A 16,072-nucleotide genomic window follows, 5' to 3' on the forward strand; every position below is an offset into this window, starting at 1 on the left:
GCGTCCCGGGCACCCCGGCGATACTGGAATAATCGCTGCATGGCAGCAGAGGTACGTCCGCGGCTGACCGTGCTCTCCGGCCCCTCAGGGGTCGGCAAGAGCACGGTCGTCGCTCATATGCGCAAGGTCCACCCCGAGGTCTGGCTCTCGGTGTCGGCCACGACACGAAAGCCCCGCCCCGGCGAGAAGCACGGCGTCCAGTACTTCTTCGTCTCGGACGACGAGTTCGACAAGCTGATCGCCAACGGTGAGCTCCTCGAATGGGCCGAGTTCGCGGGCAACCGCTACGGCACCCCCCGCAGCGCGGTCGTCGACCGCCTGGAGAAGGGCGAGCCCGTGCTCCTGGAGATCGAGCTCCAGGGCGCGCGCCAGGTGAAGGAGTCCATGGCCGACTCCCGGCTGGTCTTCCTGGCCCCGCCGAGCTGGGAGGAGCTGGTCCGCCGGCTCACCGGCCGCGGCACCGAGTCGCCGGAGGTCATCGAGCGCCGCCTGGAGGCGGCCAAGATCGAGCTCGCCGCCGAGTCGGAGTTCGACACCACGCTCGTCAACACCTCCGTCGAGGACGTCGCGCGTGAGCTGCTAACGTTGATGCACGTAGTCTGATCTTTTATCCATCTTCGGAAGGTAGAGCGTGTCCTCTTCCATCACCGCGCCCGAGGGCATCATCAACCCGCCGATCGACGAGCTGCTCGAGGCCACTGACTCGAAGTACAGCCTCGTGATCTACGCGGCCAAGCGCGCGCGTCAGATCAACGCGTACTACTCGCAGCTCGGTGAGGGCCTGCTGGAGTACGTCGGTCCCCTCGTCGACACCCACGTCCACGAGAAGCCGCTCTCGATCGCCCTGCGCGAGATCAACGCGGGTCTGCTGACCTCCGAGGCCGTCGAGGGCCCCGTTCAGTAAGCGTTGCGTTCGTCACCACAGGCCCGGCGGTCCTTCCGCCGGGCCTGTGGTGTCTCATGGAGTCGTCCGTCATCCGAGAGCGCGTACCGCGTGGGGAGAGGCAGCCGTGACCAAGCCGAAGGTCGTTCTGGGCGTGAGCGGCGGCATCGCCGCCTACAAGGCGTGCGAGCTGCTGCGCCGGCTCACCGAGTCGGGTCACGACGTCCGCGTCGTCCCCACCGACTCCGCGCTCCACTTCGTCGGCGCCGCCACCTGGTCCGCGCTCTCCGGCAACCCCGTCTCCACCGAGGTCTGGGAGACCGTCCACGAGGTGCCGCACGTCCGCATCGGCCAGGGCGCCGACCTCGTCGTCGTCGCCCCCGCCACCGCCGACCTGCTCGCCAAGGCCGCCCACGGCCTCGCCGACGACCTCCTCACCAACACGCTGCTCACCGCGCGCTGTCCGGTCGTCTTCGCCCCCGCCATGCACACCGAGATGTGGGAGCACCCGGCCACCCAGGAGAACGTGGCCACGCTCCGCCGCCGCGGCGCCGTCGTCATCGAGCCCGCCGTCGGCCGCCTCACCGGCGTCGACACCGGCAAGGGCCGGCTCCCCGACCCCGGCGAGATCTTCGAGGTCTGCCGCAGGATCCTCGCCCGCGGCGTCACCGCCCCCGACCTCGCCGGCCGGCACGTCGTGGTCAGCGCCGGCGGCACCCGCGAGCCACTCGACCCGGTCCGCTACCTGGGCAACCGCTCCTCCGGCAAGCAGGGCTACGCGCTGGCCAGGGCCGCCGCCGCCCGGGGCGCCCGGGTCACCCTCGTCGAGGCCAACACCGGCCTGCCCGACCCGGCCGGCGTCGACGTCGTGCACACCGGCACCGCCGTCCAGCTCCGCGAGGCCGTCCTCAAGGCCGCCGCCGACGCAGACGCGGTCGTCATGGCCGCCGCCGTCGCCGACTTCCGCCCGGCCTCCTACGCCACCGGCAAGATCAAGAAGACGGACGACGGGGGCGCCCCGACCATCGAGCTGGTCCGCAACCCCGACGTCCTCGCCGAGCTCTCCGCCGACCGGGCCCTGCCCGGCCAGGTCGTCGTGGGCTTCGCCGCCGAGACCGACGACGTGCTCGCCAACGGACGCGCCAAGCTCGCCCGCAAGGGCTGCGACCTCCTCGTCGTCAACGAGGTCGGCGAGCGCAAGACCTTCGGCTCGGAGGAGAACGAGGCCGTGGTCCTCGCCGCCGACGGCACCGAGACCCCGGTCCCGTACGGTCCGAAGGAAGCCCTCGCCGAGACCGTGTGGGACCTGGTCCTGCCCCGCCTGCGGGAGCGCTCCGTCTGAGCCGGAGCCGGGGAGCGGGGCGCGCGAAACGCCGGGGCGCGGGTGATCCGCGTCCCGTCGCCGCCCCTTCCCACCCCTTGCCCGGGGCGGTCCGACCCCAGTGCGGGCATTCGTCAGGCGAGACACCTGGTCCAAGGTCCGACCTGGCCCGATAGACTGTCCGTGGAACGTCGCGGGGCGCAGCCCCCTGCCGGTCCGCGAAGAGATAGCCAGCAGCCGCTGCAACCCCAGGGAGCGTTGTGTCCCGTCGTCTGTTCACCTCGGAGTCCGTCACCGAGGGACACCCCGACAAGATCGCTGACCAGATCAGCGACACCATCCTCGACGCGCTGCTGCGCGAGGACCCCACCTCGCGCGTCGCCGTCGAGACGCTGATCACCACCGGTCTCGTGCACGTCGCCGGTGAGGTGACCACCAAGGCGTGGGCGGACATCCCGACCCTCGTCCGGAACAAGATCCTCGAGATCGGCTACGACTCCTCGAAGAAGGGCTTCGACGGCGCCTCCTGCGGCGTGTCGGTGTCCATCGGGTCGCAGTCCCCGGACATCGCCCAGGGCGTGGACACCGCGTACGAGAAGCGGGTCGAGGGCGACGAGGACGAGCTCGACAAGCAGGGCGCCGGCGACCAGGGCCTGATGTTCGGCTACGCGTCGGACGAGACCCCCGAGCTGATGCCGCTGCCGATCCACCTGGCGCACCGGCTCTCCCGCCGCCTCACCGAGGTCCGCAAGAACGGGACCATCCCGTACCTGCGCCCCGACGGCAAGACCCAGGTCACCATCGAGTACGACGGCGACAAGGCCGTCCGCCTCGACACGGTCGTCGTCTCCTCGCAGCACGCCTCGGACATCGACCTCGACTCGCTGCTCGCGCCCGACATCCGCGAGTTCGTCGTCGAGCACGTCCTCAAGGAGCTCGTCGAGGACGGCATCAAGCTCGACACCGACGGCTACCGCCTCCTGGTGAACCCGACCGGGCGCTTCGAGATCGGCGGCCCGATGGGCGACGCCGGCCTCACCGGCCGCAAGATCATCATCGACACGTACGGCGGCATGGCCCGCCACGGCGGCGGCGCCTTCTCCGGCAAGGACCCGTCCAAGGTCGACCGCTCGGCCGCCTACGCCATGCGCTGGGTCGCCAAGAACGTGGTCGCCGCGGGCCTCGCCTCCCGCTGCGAGGTCCAGGTCGCGTACGCGATCGGCAAGGCCGAGCCCGTCGGCCTCTTCGTCGAGACCTTCGGCACCAACGCCGTCGAGACCGAGAAGATCGAGAACGCCATCGGCGAGGTCTTCGACCTCCGCCCGGCCGCGATCATCCGCGACCTCGACCTGCTCCGCCCGATCTACTCCCAGACCGCCGCCTACGGCCACTTCGGCCGCGAGCTGCCGGACTTCACCTGGGAGCGCACCGACCGCGTCGACGCCCTCAAGAAGGCCGCCGGCCTGTAAGGCGCACCGGAGCACCGCCGAAGCCCGGCACCCCACCAGGGGCGCCGGGCTTCGGCGCTCCCCCGTTGTCCGAACGGTCTGGTAGGTATGGGGCTGTGAGCAGCGAGAAGGAGAATCCGGAGGGGCCCGAGCAGCTCGCGCTCATCCGGGAGACGGTGCGCAGGGCGAAGGTGCCGAAGGCCAAGCCGCGGACCTGGCGGGGCGCGGCGCTCGCCGAGGAGCTGCCCGTGGCCCGGGTGGTGGTGAACAAGGGCGCGCTCCACCTCGACCAGTTCTTCGACTACGCGGTGCCCGAGGAGCTCGACGCCGCCGCCCGGCCCGGAGTGCGGGTGCGGGTCCGCTTCGGCGCCGGGTCCGGGCAGGTGCGGGGCGGGCGCCGGGAGGGCGGCCGGCTCATCGACGGCTTCCTCGTGGAGCGGCGCGCCTCCTCCGACTACTCCGGGCCGCTGGCCGCCCTCGCCGACGTCGTCTCGCCCGAGCCGGTGCTCGGACCCGAGCTGCTGGCCCTGGCCCGGGCCGTCGCCGACCGGTACGCGGGCAGCCTCGCCGACGTGCTCCAGCTCGCCGTGCCGCCGCGCAGCGCCGCCGCCGAGCGCCGGACCTCGCCCGCGCCGCTGCCGCCGCCCCCACCGCCCGGTCCCGGCACCTGGAGCCGGTACGAGCGGGGACCCGCCTTCCTGGAGTCGCTGGCGCGCGGCGGGTCGCCCCGGGCGGTGTGGACGGCACTGCCGGGGCCGCACTGGGCCGAGGAGATCGCCCGCGCCGTCGCCGCCGCCCTCGCCTCCGGGCGCGGCGCGCTCGTCGTCGTCCCCGACGGACGGGCCGTCGGGCGGGTCGACGCGGCGCTGACCGCCGTGCTGGGCGAGGGACGGCACGCGGTGCTCACCGCCGAGGCCGGGCCCGAGAAGAGGTACGGGCAGTGGCTCGCCGTCCGGCGCGGCTCCGTCCGGGCCGTCGTCGGCACCCGCGCCGCGATGTTCGCGCCCGTCAGGGACCTGGGCCTGGCCGTCATCTGGGACGACGGCGACGGCAGCCACAGCGACCCGCACGCTCCCCAGCCGCACGCCCGCGAGGTGCTCCTGCTGCGCGCCGCCCACGACCGGTGCGCCTTCCTCCTCGGCGCCACCGGCTGCACCGTGGAGGCCGCGCAGCTCGTCGAGTCCGGCTGGGCCCGGCCGCTCGCCGCCAGTCGCGAGCAGGTCCGCGGGGCGGCGCCCCTGGTCCGCACCGTCGGCGACGACCTCCTCGCCCGGGACGGGGCCGCACGGGCCGCGCGGCTGCCCTCGCTCGCCTGGGAGACCCTCCGGGACGGGCTGCGCACCGGCCCGGTCCTGATCCAGGTGCCCCGGCGCGGGTACGTGCCCCGGCTCGCCTGCCAGCAGTGCCGGACGCCCGCCCGCTGCCGGCACTGCGCCGGGCCGCTGGAGGCCCCCGACCAGCGGGAGCTGCACTGCGGCTGGTGCGGGCGCGAGGCCCCCGCCTGGCACTGCGAGGCGTGCGGTTCCACCCGGCTGCGCGCCCAGGTGGTCGGCGCCCGCCGGACCGCCGAGGAGCTGGGCCGGGCCTTCCCCGCCGTGCCGGTACGGACCTCCGGCCGCGACCACGTCCTGGACCGGGTCCCGGACCGCCCCGCCCTCGTCGTCTCCACCCCCGGCGCCGAACCGGTCGCCGACGGCGGCTACGCGGCGGCGCTGCTGCTCGACGGCTGGGCCCTGCTCGGCCGCCCCGACCTGCGGGCGGGCGAGGAGGCGCTGCGCCGCTGGATGGACGCGGCCTCGCTGGTCCGGGGCCAGGCCGAGGGCGGCACGGTCGTGGTGGTCGCCGAGCCGACGCTGCGGCCCGTGCAGGCCCTCGTCCGCTGGGATCCGGTCGGGCACGCCCAGCGGGAGCTGGCCGAGCGGGCCGAGCTGGGCTTCCCGCCGGTCTCCCGGATGGCCGCGGTGAGCGGGCCGCCCGAGGCGGTGGGGACCTTCCTCGCGGGCGCCGCGCTGCCCATGGACGCGGAGGTCCTCGGCCCGGTGCCGCTCCCGGTGGTCCGCCCCGGGGCCGCCCGCCGGCCCGGCGACCCGCCGCCCGGGGAGGAGTGGGAGCGCGCCCTGGTGCGGGTCCCGCCCGGCAGCGGGGCGGCCCTCGCGCAGGCCCTCAAGCACGCCCGCGCGAGCCGCCAGGCCCGCGGCGCCGGGGAACCGGTCCGGATCAGGGTGGACCCGCCGGACATCGGCTGATCCCTCCCCGGCCGGGCCCGGACACGACGACGGCCGCCGCCCCGTCGGTCAGGGGGTGGCGGCCGGTCGTCGGCTCCGCGCCGTCAGCCGTTGCGCGAGCTGGGGAAGGCGGGGGAGCGGGGCTCCTCGCGGAGGGTGGCGCTGCCCGAGGTGGGCTGGGGCGGCATGGAGCGGGCGGCCGGCACCGACGGGACGGGACGGGGCGCGCCCGGCTCGGCGCCGTGCGGCTCCGGCTCCACCGAGGGCTGCTGGGGCGCCCTGCGGGCGCCGTAGCGGCGGTGGACGGCCTGCTTGGTGACGCCGAGGGCGGAACCGACCGCGTCCCAGGAGAAGCCGAGGGAGCGGTCGAACTCGACGGCGGCGGTCACCAGGGTCTCGACGCTGTCGCGGAGCTCCTGGGCGAGCCGTACGGTGGGGGCGGGCGCGCGGCCGTAGACGACGAAGCCCGTCGACGGGCCGGAGCGGCGGGGGCGGTAGACATTGCCCAGCTGGGCCGTGAGCGTGCGCAGTGCGTCCACCTGCCGCCGGACCCGCTCGATGTCCCGCACCAACAGGTGCAGACTCGCCCGGGCTTGGGCGTCGTGGGTTGCGTGGTCGGCCATGGAAGAGCCTCTCGAACCGGCGATGATAGGGCGGGCCGCGGGTGGGGACGGCGGCCCGATTCGGTCAATCTCTCTTGACCAACGCGCCACCGGGAGTTGGGTCACGCTGCGGGGGCGTACACGCATATGCGCGGGGCGCTCGCCGCCGCGTACGCCCCCTGTGTCACTCCCGCCTAGACTGGTGCGTCGCCCGCAACGCCCCCGGACAGACAGGCAGTCGCCACCCATGAAGCTCGTCTTCGCAGGCACCCCCGAGGTCGCCGTCCCCGCCCTGGACGCCCTGCTGGCCTCCGGCCGCCACGAGGTCGCCGCCGTCGTCACCCGCCCGGACGCGCCCGCGGGCCGGGGCCGGCGCATGGTCGCCAGTCCGGTCGCCCAGCGCGCCGAGGAGGAGGGCATCGAGATCCTGCGGCCCGCCCACCCGCGCGACGAGGACTTCCTGGCCCGGCTCCGCGAGATCGCCCCGGACTGCTGCCCGGTCGTCGCCTACGGCGCGTTGCTGCCGCAGAAGGCACTCGACATCCCGGCGCACGGCTGGGTCAACCTGCACTTCTCCCTCCTCCCGGCCTGGCGCGGCGCGGCGCCCGTGCAGCACGCGGTGATGGCGGGCGACGAGGTGACCGGCGCCAGCACCTTCCAGATCGAGAAGGGCCTCGACTCCGGCCCGGTCTACGGCGTGATCACCGAGGGGATCCGCCCCACCGACACCAGCGGCGACCTCCTCACCAGGCTCGCCTTCGCCGGCGCCGGGCTGCTCGCGGCCACCATGGACGGCATCGAGGACGGCACCCTCAAGGCCGTCCCGCAGCCCGCCGACGGCATCACCCTGGCCCCGAAGATCGAGGTCGAGGACGCCCACGTCGACTTCGCCGCCCCGGCCCTCCGGGTCGACCGCGTCGTCCGCGGCTGCACCCCCGCCCCCGGCGCCTGGACCCTCTTCCGCGGCGAGCGCCTCAAGCTCGTCCACGCGGCGCCCGTCCCCGACCGCACCGACCTCGCCCCCGGCGAGCTGGCGGCCGGCAAGAACAACGTCTACGCGGGCACCGGCTCGTACGCCGTCGAGCTCCTCTGGGTCCAGCCCCAGGGCAAGAAGCCCATGAAGGCCGCCGACTGGGCCCGCGGCGTCCGCATCGCCCCCGGGGAGCGCCTGGGCGCCTGACGCCCCGGGGCGGGCACCGGCCCGTGTCCCGCCCGGTGGGCGGGGAGGCCCGGGCCGCGCGTCCGGGGGCGTTTTCCCCGGTGGCGGCGGGCGGACGTAGGCTGGGAGGGTTCGACCCTCTCTATCCTCACGCGGAGCACCTTTGAGCGAGCAGGCACGTCGCCGTCCCCCCAGGCCCCACCGCCGGCCCCAGAAGGATCCCGTGCGGATGCTCGCCTTCGAGGTGCTCCGGGCGGTCGACGAGCGGGACGCGTACGCCAACCTGGTGCTGCCCCCGCTGCTGCGCAAGGCGCGGGAGAAGGAGGGCTTCGAGGCGCGGGACGCGGCGCTCGCGACCGAGCTGGTCTACGGGACGCTGCGCCGCCAGGGGACGTACGACGCGATCATCGCGGCCTGTGTCGACCGGCCGCTGCGCGAGGTCGACCCGCCGGTGCTCGACGTGCTGTCGCTCGGCGCGCACCAGCTGCTCGGGACGCGGATCCCGCCGCACGCCGCCGTCTCCGCCACCGTCGAGCTGGCCCGCGCGGTGCTGGGCGAGGGACGCGCCAAGTTCGTCAACGCCGTGCTGCGGAAGATCACGCGGCAGGACCTCGACGCCTGGCTGGCCGAGGTCGCCCCGCCGTACGAGAAGGACGCCGAGGACCACCTCGCCGTCGTGCACTCCCACCCCCGCTGGGTGGTCTCCGCGCTCTGGGACGCGCTCGGCGGCGGCCGCGCCGGCATCGAGGCGCTGCTGGAGGCCGACAACGAGCGGCCCGAGGTCACCCTCGTCGCCCGGCCCGGCCGGACCACCGTCGAGGAGCTGGCCGACGCCGCCGAGACCGAGCCGGGACGCTGGTCCCCGTACGCGCTGCGGCTCACCGAGGGCGGCGAGCCCGGCGCCCTGGAGGCCGTGCGGGACGGCCGGGCCGGCGTCCAGGACGAGGGCAGCCAGCTCGTCGCGATCGCGCTGGCGAACGCGCCGCTGGAGGGGCCCGACACCCGCTGGCTCGACGGCTGCGCCGGCCCCGGCGGCAAGGCGGCCCTGCTCGGCGCGCTGGCCGCCGAGCGCGGCGCCGCCCTGCTCGCCTCCGAGAAGCAGCCGCACCGCGCCCGGCTCGTGGAGCGCGCGCTGGCCGGCAACCCCGGCCCGTACCAGGTCATCGCCGCCGACGGCACCCGCCCGCCGTGGCGCGAGGGCTCCTTCGACCGCGTCCTGGTCGACGTGCCCTGCTCCGGGCTCGGCGCCCTGCGCCGCCGCCCCGAGGCCCGCTGGCGCCGCCGCCCGGAGGACCTGGACGGCTTCGGGCCGCTCCAGCGCGGGCTGCTCACCGAGGCGCTCAGGGCCGTCCGCGTCGGCGGCGTCGTCGGCTACGCGACCTGCTCGCCGCACCTCGCCGAGACCCGGGTCGTCGTCGACGACGTCCTCAAGAAGCACGGCGGCGGCGAGCTGGTCGACGCCCGGCCGCTCTTCCCCGGGGTGGACCGGCTCGGCGACGGCCCCGACGTCCAGCTGTGGCCGCATCTGCACGGTACGGACGCCATGTACCTGGCGCTGATCCGCCGGACGGCCTGACGGTTTCCGCTGGTCTGTACCAGTACGTCCGGCCCGGTGGCGGCCACGGACCGGATCGCGGCGAAGAAGTCACCGAGAACGTGGCAGGCTTGGCACATGGCGCAGATCAATCCCAGCATCCTCTCCGCAGACTTCGCCCGCCTCGCGGACGAGGCCAAGGCCGTCGACGGGGCCGACTGGCTGCACGTCGACGTCATGGACAACCACTTCGTGCCCAACCTGACGCTGGGCGTGCCGATCGTCGAGTCGCTCAGCCGGGCGACCGACACCCCCCTCGACTGCCACCTGATGATCGAGGACCCGGACCGCTGGGCCCCGCAGTACGTGGAGGCCGGCGCGGGCTCCGTCACCTTCCACGTCGAGGCGGCCGCCGCCCCGGTCCGGCTCGCCCGGGAGATCCGCGCCAAGGGCGCGCGGGCCTCCATGGCGCTCAGGCCGGCCACCCCCATCGAGCCCTTCGAGGACCTGCTCCCCGAGCTCGACATGCTGCTGATCATGACCGTGGAGCCCGGCTTCGGCGGCCAGGCCTTCCTCGACATCATGCTGCCCAAGATCCGCCGCACCCGTGAGCTGATCTCCAAGCATGGCCTGGAACTGTGGCTCCAGGTCGACGGCGGCGTCTCCGAATCCACCATCGAGCGCTGCGCCGAGGCGGGCGCCGACGTCTTCGTGGCCGGCTCGGCGGTCTACGGCGCGGCCGACCCGGCCGCCGCCGTGGCCGCGCTGCGCGCCAGGGCGGACGCCGCCACGGCGGGCGCCGCCTGGGCGTGTGGCCACTGAGCCACCGGCCGGTGAACGCGGTCCGACGGGCCGCCGACAGGACTGATCAAGGCCCGCCGTTTCTGACAGGATGAACAGCGGGTCCAGAGTGTGAACGAACACGGATCGTGGACAGCGGTGCGTGAACAGCAGTGAGGAGATCGCGGTGGCGGGAATGTCGGCGGGACGGTCGGCCCTGCGGATGGGCCCCGCGGAGCTGGTGCAGGCGGCTGCCATGGCGCGCCGCTTCTACCTGGAGGGGAAGTCCAAGATCCAGATCGCCGAGGAGTTCGGCGTGAGCCGCTTCAAGGTGGCCCGGGTCCTGGAGACCGCTCTGGAAAGAGATCTCGTACGCATCGAGATCCGCGTACCGGCCGAGCTGGACGCCGAACGCTCCGACGCGCTGCGCGCCCGCTACGGGCTCCGGCACGCGGTCGTCGTCGAGTCCCCGGAGGACGACGAGTCGCCCGACCCGGAGAACCTCGGCGAGGTCGCCGCCGACCTCCTCGGCGAGCTGGTCAACGAGGGCGACGTCCTCGGCCTGGCCTGGGGCCGCTCGACCATCCACATGGCGGCCGCCCTCGACCGGCTGCCCCCCTGCACGGTGGTCCAGCTCACCGGTGTGTACGACGCCGGGACCGCCGAGCGCGGCTCGGTCGAGGCGGTCCGGCGCGCCGCCCAGGTCTCCGGCGGCGAGGCCCACCCCATCTACGCCCCCATGCTGCTGCCCGACCCGGCCACGGCCGCCGCGCTGCGCAGCCAGACCGGCATCGCCCGGGCCTTCGAGTACTTCGACAAGGTCACCGTCGCCTGCGTCTCCATCGGCTCCTGGGAGCCGGGCATCTCCACCGTCCACGACATGCTCTCCGAGGAGGAGCGCGCCCACTACGCCTCCCTGGGCGTGGCCGCCGAGATGTCCGCGCACCTCTTCGACGCCGAGGGCCGCCGCGTCGGCCGCGACCTCGGCGAGCGGTGCATCACCGTCGAGGCGGACCGGCTGCGCCGGATCCCCGAGGTCGTCGCCATCGCGGGCGGCCAGCGCAAGGCGGCGGCGATCGGCGCGGTGCTCCGCTCCGGCCTCGTCACCAGCCTGGTCACCGACCGCTCGGCCGCCGACCACCTGCTCGGCGAGTTCAGCCCGGGCCCCTGGCCCGCCCTCGACCGCAAGGACCCCGACACCGGCACCGACGGACGCTGACACCACCGGAGGGCGCCCGCCGTGCACACGGCGGGCGCCCTCCGCCCGCCCGGGCGCGTCCCCGGGGCGGTGCCGGGCGGACGGTGACAGCATCGGGGCATGACCGCTCGCTGCCTCCGGCTGGGGCTCGCCGTCCTGGCCGGGCTGTCCCTGCTCCTCACCGGCTGCTCCACCGGGACGGCCACGTCCACCGCCACCGCCGCCCCGTCCCGTACCGCCGCGACGGCCGACCGCTCGCCGTCCGCCGTCCCCACCGCCTCGCGCGCCTCCGGCCTGCCCACCGTGGAGGCGGCGGAGCTGCCGCCCGAGGCGCGCCGGACCCTCGCCCTGATCCGGGCCGGCGGGCCCTTCCCGTACGCCAAGGACGGCAGCGTCTTCTCCAACTTCGAGCGGATCCTGCCGCCGAGGAAGCGCGGCTACTACCACGAGTACACCGTCCGCACCCCCGGCGAACGCGACCGCGGGGCCCGCCGGATCGTCACCGGCGGGGAGGGGGAGCGGTACTACACCGACGACCACTACGAGAGCTTCCGGGAGGTGGTCGGCGATGAGACTGGATGACGCCGTCGTCCTCGATCTGCGCGGCGTGACCGACAAGGCGGGCTTCATGGACCGCTGCGCCGCCGCGCTCGGCCTGCCGGACTGGTTCGGCCGCAACTGGGACGCCCTCGCCGAGGGCCTCGGCGAGCTGCCCCGGCCCGTCGCCGTGGTCGTCACCCACTGGCAGGGGTACGCGCGCCGCGCGCCGCGCGACTGGGCGACCGCCCAGGAGGTCTTCGCCACCGCCGTGGAGGATTCCCCGGGCCGGCTGTCGGTGCTGATCTCCCTGGGGGACGGGCGCCGGGAGGGCCCGGACGGACCGGAGCCGGGAGGCGGCTGAGGGGCGGCGCGGGCCCGGCGCGTACTCCCTGGGGAGTACGGGGTGCGCCGGGGGAGTACGCGCGGGTGTCGGCGGACGGGGGACGCCCGGGGAGGCGTCCGTTCCTAGTGTGGAGGGCGTCGGGTGGAGACGCCGCCCGGCGCCGCCCCGGCGGCTCCCCCTTCCGTCAGGAGGCCCCCCGTGCAGACCCTTTCCCCCACCCCGTCGTCCTCCTCCCCCTCCACCGTCCGGCCGTCCGGCGCGGACCGCCGGACGCGGCTCGGCGCCCGGGCCGTCCTGGCCGCGGCCGGCACCGCCACCGCGGCGATCGCCGCCGCCGACCTGCTCACCCCGGAGTACAGCCCGGTCACCGAGGTGATCAGCCGGTACGTGAACGGCCCCGCGGGCTGGATGGTCACCACGGCGCTGTTCCTGATCGCCGGCGCCTCCGGCCTCCTCGTGACCCTGCTGCGGCGGGCCGGGGCGCCCCGGGCCGGCCGGTGGGCGGCCGGCGCGTGGGCCGCGGGCGTCGCGGTGGCCGCGGTCTTCCCCGCCGACCCGCCCGGACGCTGGGGCAGGCCGTCCACCTCGGACATCGTCCACGGCATGGCCGCCACCCCCGCCTTCCTGGCCCTGCCCGTGGCCGCGCTGGTGCTGCACCGGTGGCTGGCCCGCCGGTGGACGCGCGGCGCCGGCGCGCTGCGCGCCGTGCTCGGCGCCTCGCTCGTCTCGACGGTCCTGCTGCTGGTCTGCCTGGTGGACGTGATGGACGGGCCCTCGCTGGGCACCGAGGCCGTGCCGACGCTCGTCGGACTGGTCGAGCGGCTCGCCGTCGGCGCCGCCCTGGCCTGGACCGCGCTGGCCGCCGTCGCCGTCTCCCGCCCGGCGGTGCGCGCATGACGGCCGTACGGGCCACGGCCGTTGTGCACAATGAGCCGGTGACCGAAGAGCGCTCCGGGCCGGCCCGGGACCGAACGGGGCCCGCCGAGGGCCCGGCCATCACCCGGGCCGCGCGGGCCGCGGCGGCTGCGGTGACGGCGGTGGCCGTCGTCACCGCCGAGGCCGTGGCGGGCGACGGGCCGCTGCTCACCGGCATCGTGCCGTACGCCCTCGGGCTCGCCGCACTGGTGCTGGCCGCCGGCCGGTGGCCGCGCGCCGCCCTGCTCGTGAGCGTCCAGACCGTCATCGCCTTCCGCGCCGCCGGGCTGTCGGACGTGGGCTGGCTCTGGCCGGCCACCGCCGCGTACTTCCTGGTGGCGGCAGGGGACCGGCCCGCCCGGGGCGCGGTGTCCGGCCGCTTCGGCGCCCTGCTGCGGCGGGTGCCGGACGGGCCCGCCTTCGCCGTCGGCGCCGGGGTCTTCCAGGTCGCCTTCGCCGCCGACTGGGAGCTGTTCGTCGCGGGGATGAGCGGCCGGGCCGTCGTCGCCGAACTGGGCGCGGAGACCCTCTGGCTGGCCCTGGTCCTCGCCGCGGCCACCGCCTGGCGCAACGGACGCAACTGGCGCCGGGAGGAAGCGGCCGGACGCGAGCGGGAGGCCCGCGAGCGGGAGGCGGAGGCCCGGCGGCGGGCGGAGGCGGAGCGGCTGCAGATCGCCCGGGAGCTCCACGACGTGGTCGCGCACACCCTGACCGTCGTGGGCGTGCAGCTGCGGGTGGCCGTCGAGGCCCTGGAGGACGAGCCGGAGGAGGCGCGGGCCGCGCTGAAGACCGCGCAGGAGGTCCGCGCCACCGCCGTCACCGACCTGCGCTCCCTCGTCGGCGTCCTGCGGGGGCCCGGGCAGGACGCGGCCGGCGGGGGCATGGCCCTGGCCCCGGAGCGGGGACTCGACGGCGTCGGCGAACTGGTGGAACGCGTCAGGGCCGCCGGTCTCGACGCGGACGTCGAGACGGCGGGCGACCCCGCCGGGGTGCCCGCGCCGGTCGCGCTCGCCGTCTACCGGATCGTGCAGGAGTCGCTGACCAACGCGGTGCGCCACTCCGGCGGCACCCGGGTCGACGTCCGGCTGCGGTACGACGCCGAGGCGGTCCGCGTGGAGATCGCCGACGACGGGCCGGCGAAGCCCGGCGGCCGTCCGGCGGGCCCGAGCGAGGGGGGCGGCCACGGGGTCTCCGGGATGCGCGAGCGGGTTTCCGTCCTGGGCGGCGAGTTCGCCGTCGGGCCGGGCGAGCGCGGCGGATACACCGTCAGGGCCGTGATTCCTGTGCCAAGCTGACGATCATGACGATTTCGGTTCTGCTCGCCGACGACCAGTCCCTCGTCCGGGCGGGCTTCCGCAGCCTGCTCCGGCGGACGCGCGACATCGAGGTGGTGGGCGAGGCGGCCACCGGCGACGAGGCGCTGCGCGCCGTCCGCGCCCTGCGCCCCGACGTCGTCCTGATGGACATCCGCATGCCGGGGATGGACGGCCTGACCGCGACCGAATCCCTCACCGGGGACCCGGAGCTCACCGGGACCAGGGTGATCGTGCTGACGACCTTCGAGACCGACGAGTACGTCTTCGCCGCGCTGCGGGCGGGCGCCAGCGGCTTCCTCACCAAGGAGATCGAGCCGGACGACCTGCGCCAGGCGATCCGCGCGGTCGCCGGCGGCGACGCCCTGCTCTCCCCGAGCGCGACGCGCCGGGTCGTCGAGGAGTTCGCCCACCGGCCGCTCGCCGCCACCGTGGCCCCGGACCGGCTCACCGCGCTCACCGCCCGCGAACGCGAGGTGGTGGCGCTCGTGGCGGCCGGGCTCTCCAACGACCAGGTCGCCGCCCGGCTGGTGATCTCGCCGCTCACGGCCAAGACCCACGTCACCCGGGCGATCACCAAGCTCGGCGTGCGCGACCGCGTCCAGCTCGTCGTCCTGGCCTACGAGACCGGGCTGATCCAGCCGGGCCACACCGCGGGCGAGCTTCCGGTGGAAGGCGTCTGACGGCCCGTCGGACGAGGGAGGGGGCGGGTCGGGCGGTGCCGGTGGTTCAGGCGACCCAGGAAGGCCGTTCGTCGATCCGCAGCACCACGACCGAGATCGAGATGCCGGTCCCCACGCCGATCATCAGCACGTGGTCCCCGGGCGCCAGCGCACCCGTCTCCAGCAGGTGGTCGAGGCCCGCGACCTGATCGCCGGCCCCCAAGTGGCCGACGCGGCGGCTGAATTCGAGGGTGCCGCGCCAGGTCTCCAGACCGATCGGGGCCAGCGTCCTGCGCAGGAACCGCTCGTGCGCCCAGTTCATGTGCGTCACCCGCGCGAGCTCCGAGGCCTCCACGCCCGCGTCCGCCAGCGCCTCCTTCACCGCGCGCTTGGTCGCGCTGCCGATCAGCTCGTGGTCGGCGAGGCGGGCCGCCGCCTCCGAGGCCGCGTACTGCGCGGCCCGCGCCTTCAGGTCCACCGGCCGGCCCACGGTCGCCCCCGGCGGGAAGAGCGGCTCCTCGCCCCGGTGCAGCAGCTCCAGGGCCGGCACCGAGGCGTGGGCCACGGACAGCACCCGGGCGAAGCCGCCCCGGCGGCTCACCACCAGGGACGTGCCCGCGTCGCCGAGCACGATGTTCGTCATGCTGCGCCAGCGGTCCATCAGGGCGGTGCCGAAGTTGTCACCGCTGGTCAGCACGGCGGCGGTGCGCTCCGGGGCGGCGTGCAGGTGGTTGGCGGCGGCTTCGAGCGCCGCCAGCATGCCGTTGCAGCCCTGCCGCAGCTCCAGCGCGGGCACGTCGGTGCCGAGGACCCGCTGGAGCACGTAGTGCTGGGGGGACCAGGCGTCCGGCCCCTGGTGATGGGTGTCGGTGTGCACCAGCAGGTCGATGTCGGCGGCGGCCAGGCCCGAGCGCTCCAGCGCCAGGCGGCCCGCCCGCGCCGCCAGATCGGGGGCCGGGGTCTCGCCGGCCACCGCCACGGACACCCAGTTGCCCTGGGCGGCGTCCTCCGCGTCGTACAGACCCAGCTCCACCGCGCGCTCCACGGGGAAGCGCTCCGGCAGATGGGTCGCGACTCCCGCGATGTACAGGTCGTCAAGGCGCATGGGGTCTCCCTCTCCCGGACGGCGGCCGGTCCGCTGTTCTCCGG

The 16,072-nt window shown here is 75.4% G+C and carries 16 protein-coding genes; 14 read left to right on the forward strand and 2 right to left on the reverse strand.

The window, feature by feature from the left end:
- The first annotated feature begins 39 nt into the window (after nucleotides 1-39).
- The 5 genes from gmk to ACF1ED_RS18505 all read left to right on the forward strand — a co-directional run bounded on the left by gmk (nucleotide 40) and on the right by ACF1ED_RS18505 (nucleotide 5,898).
- A complete protein-coding gene (gene gmk / locus ACF1ED_RS18485) occupies nucleotides 40-603 on the forward strand; it encodes a guanylate kinase (protein ID WP_043228100.1) in 564 nt (187 codons plus the stop codon).
- Nucleotides 604-631: 28 nt separating this feature from the next.
- Complete coding sequence (rpoZ, locus tag ACF1ED_RS18490) at nucleotides 632-904, forward strand: DNA-directed RNA polymerase subunit omega (protein ID WP_030493615.1); 273 nt, start codon at nucleotides 632-634, stop codon at nucleotides 902-904.
- 106 nt (nucleotides 905-1,010) lie between these two features.
- Nucleotides 1,011-2,225 (forward strand): bifunctional phosphopantothenoylcysteine decarboxylase/phosphopantothenate--cysteine ligase CoaBC, encoded by a 1,215-nt coding sequence (coaBC, locus tag ACF1ED_RS18495; protein WP_391761633.1) that lies wholly within the window; start codon nucleotides 1,011-1,013, stop codon nucleotides 2,223-2,225.
- A gap of 239 nt (nucleotides 2,226-2,464) precedes the next feature.
- A complete protein-coding gene (metK, locus tag ACF1ED_RS18500; protein WP_382838968.1) occupies nucleotides 2,465-3,673 on the forward strand; it encodes a methionine adenosyltransferase in 1,209 nt (402 codons plus the stop codon).
- 95 nt (nucleotides 3,674-3,768) lie between these two features.
- Nucleotides 3,769-5,898 carry a primosomal protein N' gene (locus tag ACF1ED_RS18505; RefSeq protein ID WP_391761635.1) on the forward strand — a complete coding sequence of 710 codons (2,130 nt, stop codon included), beginning with the start codon at nucleotides 3,769-3,771 and terminating at the stop codon, nucleotides 5,896-5,898.
- 83 nt (nucleotides 5,899-5,981) lie between these two features.
- On the opposite strand, the gene ACF1ED_RS18510 is transcribed toward ACF1ED_RS18505, so the two are convergent.
- Complete coding sequence (locus ACF1ED_RS18510; RefSeq protein WP_391761637.1) at nucleotides 5,982-6,500, reverse strand: hypothetical protein; 519 nt, start codon at nucleotides 6,498-6,500, stop codon at nucleotides 5,982-5,984.
- 226 nt (nucleotides 6,501-6,726) lie between these two features.
- On the opposite strand from ACF1ED_RS18510, the gene fmt reads away from it, so the two are divergent.
- From fmt to ACF1ED_RS18555, 9 genes are all read left to right on the forward strand, one after another.
- Entirely contained in the window at nucleotides 6,727-7,659 is a 933-nt protein-coding gene (gene fmt, locus ACF1ED_RS18515) for a methionyl-tRNA formyltransferase (protein WP_391761639.1), read from the forward strand.
- A 142-nt stretch (nucleotides 7,660-7,801) separates the two neighbouring features.
- Complete coding sequence (locus ACF1ED_RS18520; RefSeq protein ID WP_391761641.1) at nucleotides 7,802-9,214, forward strand: RsmB/NOP family class I SAM-dependent RNA methyltransferase; 1,413 nt, start codon at nucleotides 7,802-7,804, stop codon at nucleotides 9,212-9,214.
- Between the two features lie 96 nt (nucleotides 9,215-9,310).
- A complete protein-coding gene (rpe, locus tag ACF1ED_RS18525; RefSeq protein ID WP_391761643.1) occupies nucleotides 9,311-9,994 on the forward strand; it encodes a ribulose-phosphate 3-epimerase in 684 nt (227 codons plus the stop codon).
- A gap of 121 nt (nucleotides 9,995-10,115) precedes the next feature.
- Entirely contained in the window at nucleotides 10,116-11,171 is a 1,056-nt protein-coding gene (locus ACF1ED_RS18530) for a sugar-binding transcriptional regulator (protein WP_391761645.1), read from the forward strand.
- 99 nt (nucleotides 11,172-11,270) lie between these two features.
- Nucleotides 11,271-11,732, forward strand: a complete 462-nt coding sequence (locus ACF1ED_RS18535) for a ribonuclease domain-containing protein (RefSeq protein WP_391761647.1) — start codon at nucleotides 11,271-11,273, stop codon at nucleotides 11,730-11,732.
- Nucleotides 11,719-12,051 (forward strand): barstar family protein, encoded by a 333-nt coding sequence (locus tag ACF1ED_RS18540; protein ID WP_391761649.1) that lies wholly within the window; start codon nucleotides 11,719-11,721, stop codon nucleotides 12,049-12,051. Before ACF1ED_RS18535 ends, ACF1ED_RS18540 begins: the two co-directional genes overlap by 14 nt.
- Nucleotides 12,052-12,231: 180 nt before the next feature.
- A complete protein-coding gene (locus ACF1ED_RS18545) occupies nucleotides 12,232-12,930 on the forward strand; it encodes a DUF998 domain-containing protein (protein ID WP_391761651.1) in 699 nt (232 codons plus the stop codon).
- 38 nt (nucleotides 12,931-12,968) lie between these two features.
- On the forward strand, nucleotides 12,969-14,243 hold the full coding sequence (locus ACF1ED_RS18550; protein ID WP_391761653.1) for a sensor histidine kinase: 1,275 nt from the start codon (nucleotides 12,969-12,971) through the stop codon (nucleotides 14,241-14,243).
- A gap of 5 nt (nucleotides 14,244-14,248) precedes the next feature.
- Nucleotides 14,249-14,944, forward strand: coding sequence for a response regulator (locus tag ACF1ED_RS18555; RefSeq protein WP_391761655.1), 696 nt, complete (start codon nucleotides 14,249-14,251; stop codon nucleotides 14,942-14,944).
- A gap of 46 nt (nucleotides 14,945-14,990) precedes the next feature.
- Here the strand turns inward: ACF1ED_RS18555 and ACF1ED_RS18560 are convergent, their stop codons facing one another.
- On the reverse strand, nucleotides 14,991-16,028 hold the full coding sequence (locus ACF1ED_RS18560) for a ketoacyl-ACP synthase III family protein (RefSeq protein WP_391761657.1): 1,038 nt from the start codon (nucleotides 16,026-16,028) through the stop codon (nucleotides 14,991-14,993).
- Nucleotides 16,029-16,072: the final 44 nt, after the last annotated feature.

The sequence above is a fragment of the Streptomyces sp. NPDC014656 genome, assembly GCF_043084305.1.
GTDB lineage: Bacteria > Actinomycetota > Actinomycetes > Streptomycetales > Streptomycetaceae > Streptomyces.

Excerpts from the sequence above, each read along its gene's own strand:
- gmk (WP_043228100.1), top strand. The coding sequence starts at position 40 with ATGGCAGCAGAGGTACGTCCGCGGCTGACCGTGCTCTCCGGCCCCTCA.
- ACF1ED_RS18510 (WP_391761637.1), bottom strand. The coding sequence starts at position 6,500 with ATGGCCGACCACGCAACCCACGACGCCCAAGCCCGGGCGAGTCTGCAC.
- ACF1ED_RS18555 (WP_391761655.1), top strand. The coding sequence starts at position 14,249 with ATGACGATTTCGGTTCTGCTCGCCGACGACCAGTCCCTCGTCCGGGCG.
- ACF1ED_RS18560 (WP_391761657.1), bottom strand. The coding sequence starts at position 16,028 with ATGCGCCTTGACGACCTGTACATCGCGGGAGTCGCGACCCATCTGCCG.
- fmt (WP_391761639.1), top strand. The coding sequence starts at position 6,727 with ATGAAGCTCGTCTTCGCAGGCACCCCCGAGGTCGCCGTCCCCGCCCTG.
- rpe (WP_391761643.1), top strand. The coding sequence starts at position 9,311 with ATGGCGCAGATCAATCCCAGCATCCTCTCCGCAGACTTCGCCCGCCTC.
- ACF1ED_RS18535 (WP_391761647.1), top strand. The coding sequence starts at position 11,271 with ATGACCGCTCGCTGCCTCCGGCTGGGGCTCGCCGTCCTGGCCGGGCTG.
- ACF1ED_RS18540 (WP_391761649.1), top strand. The coding sequence starts at position 11,719 with ATGAGACTGGATGACGCCGTCGTCCTCGATCTGCGCGGCGTGACCGAC.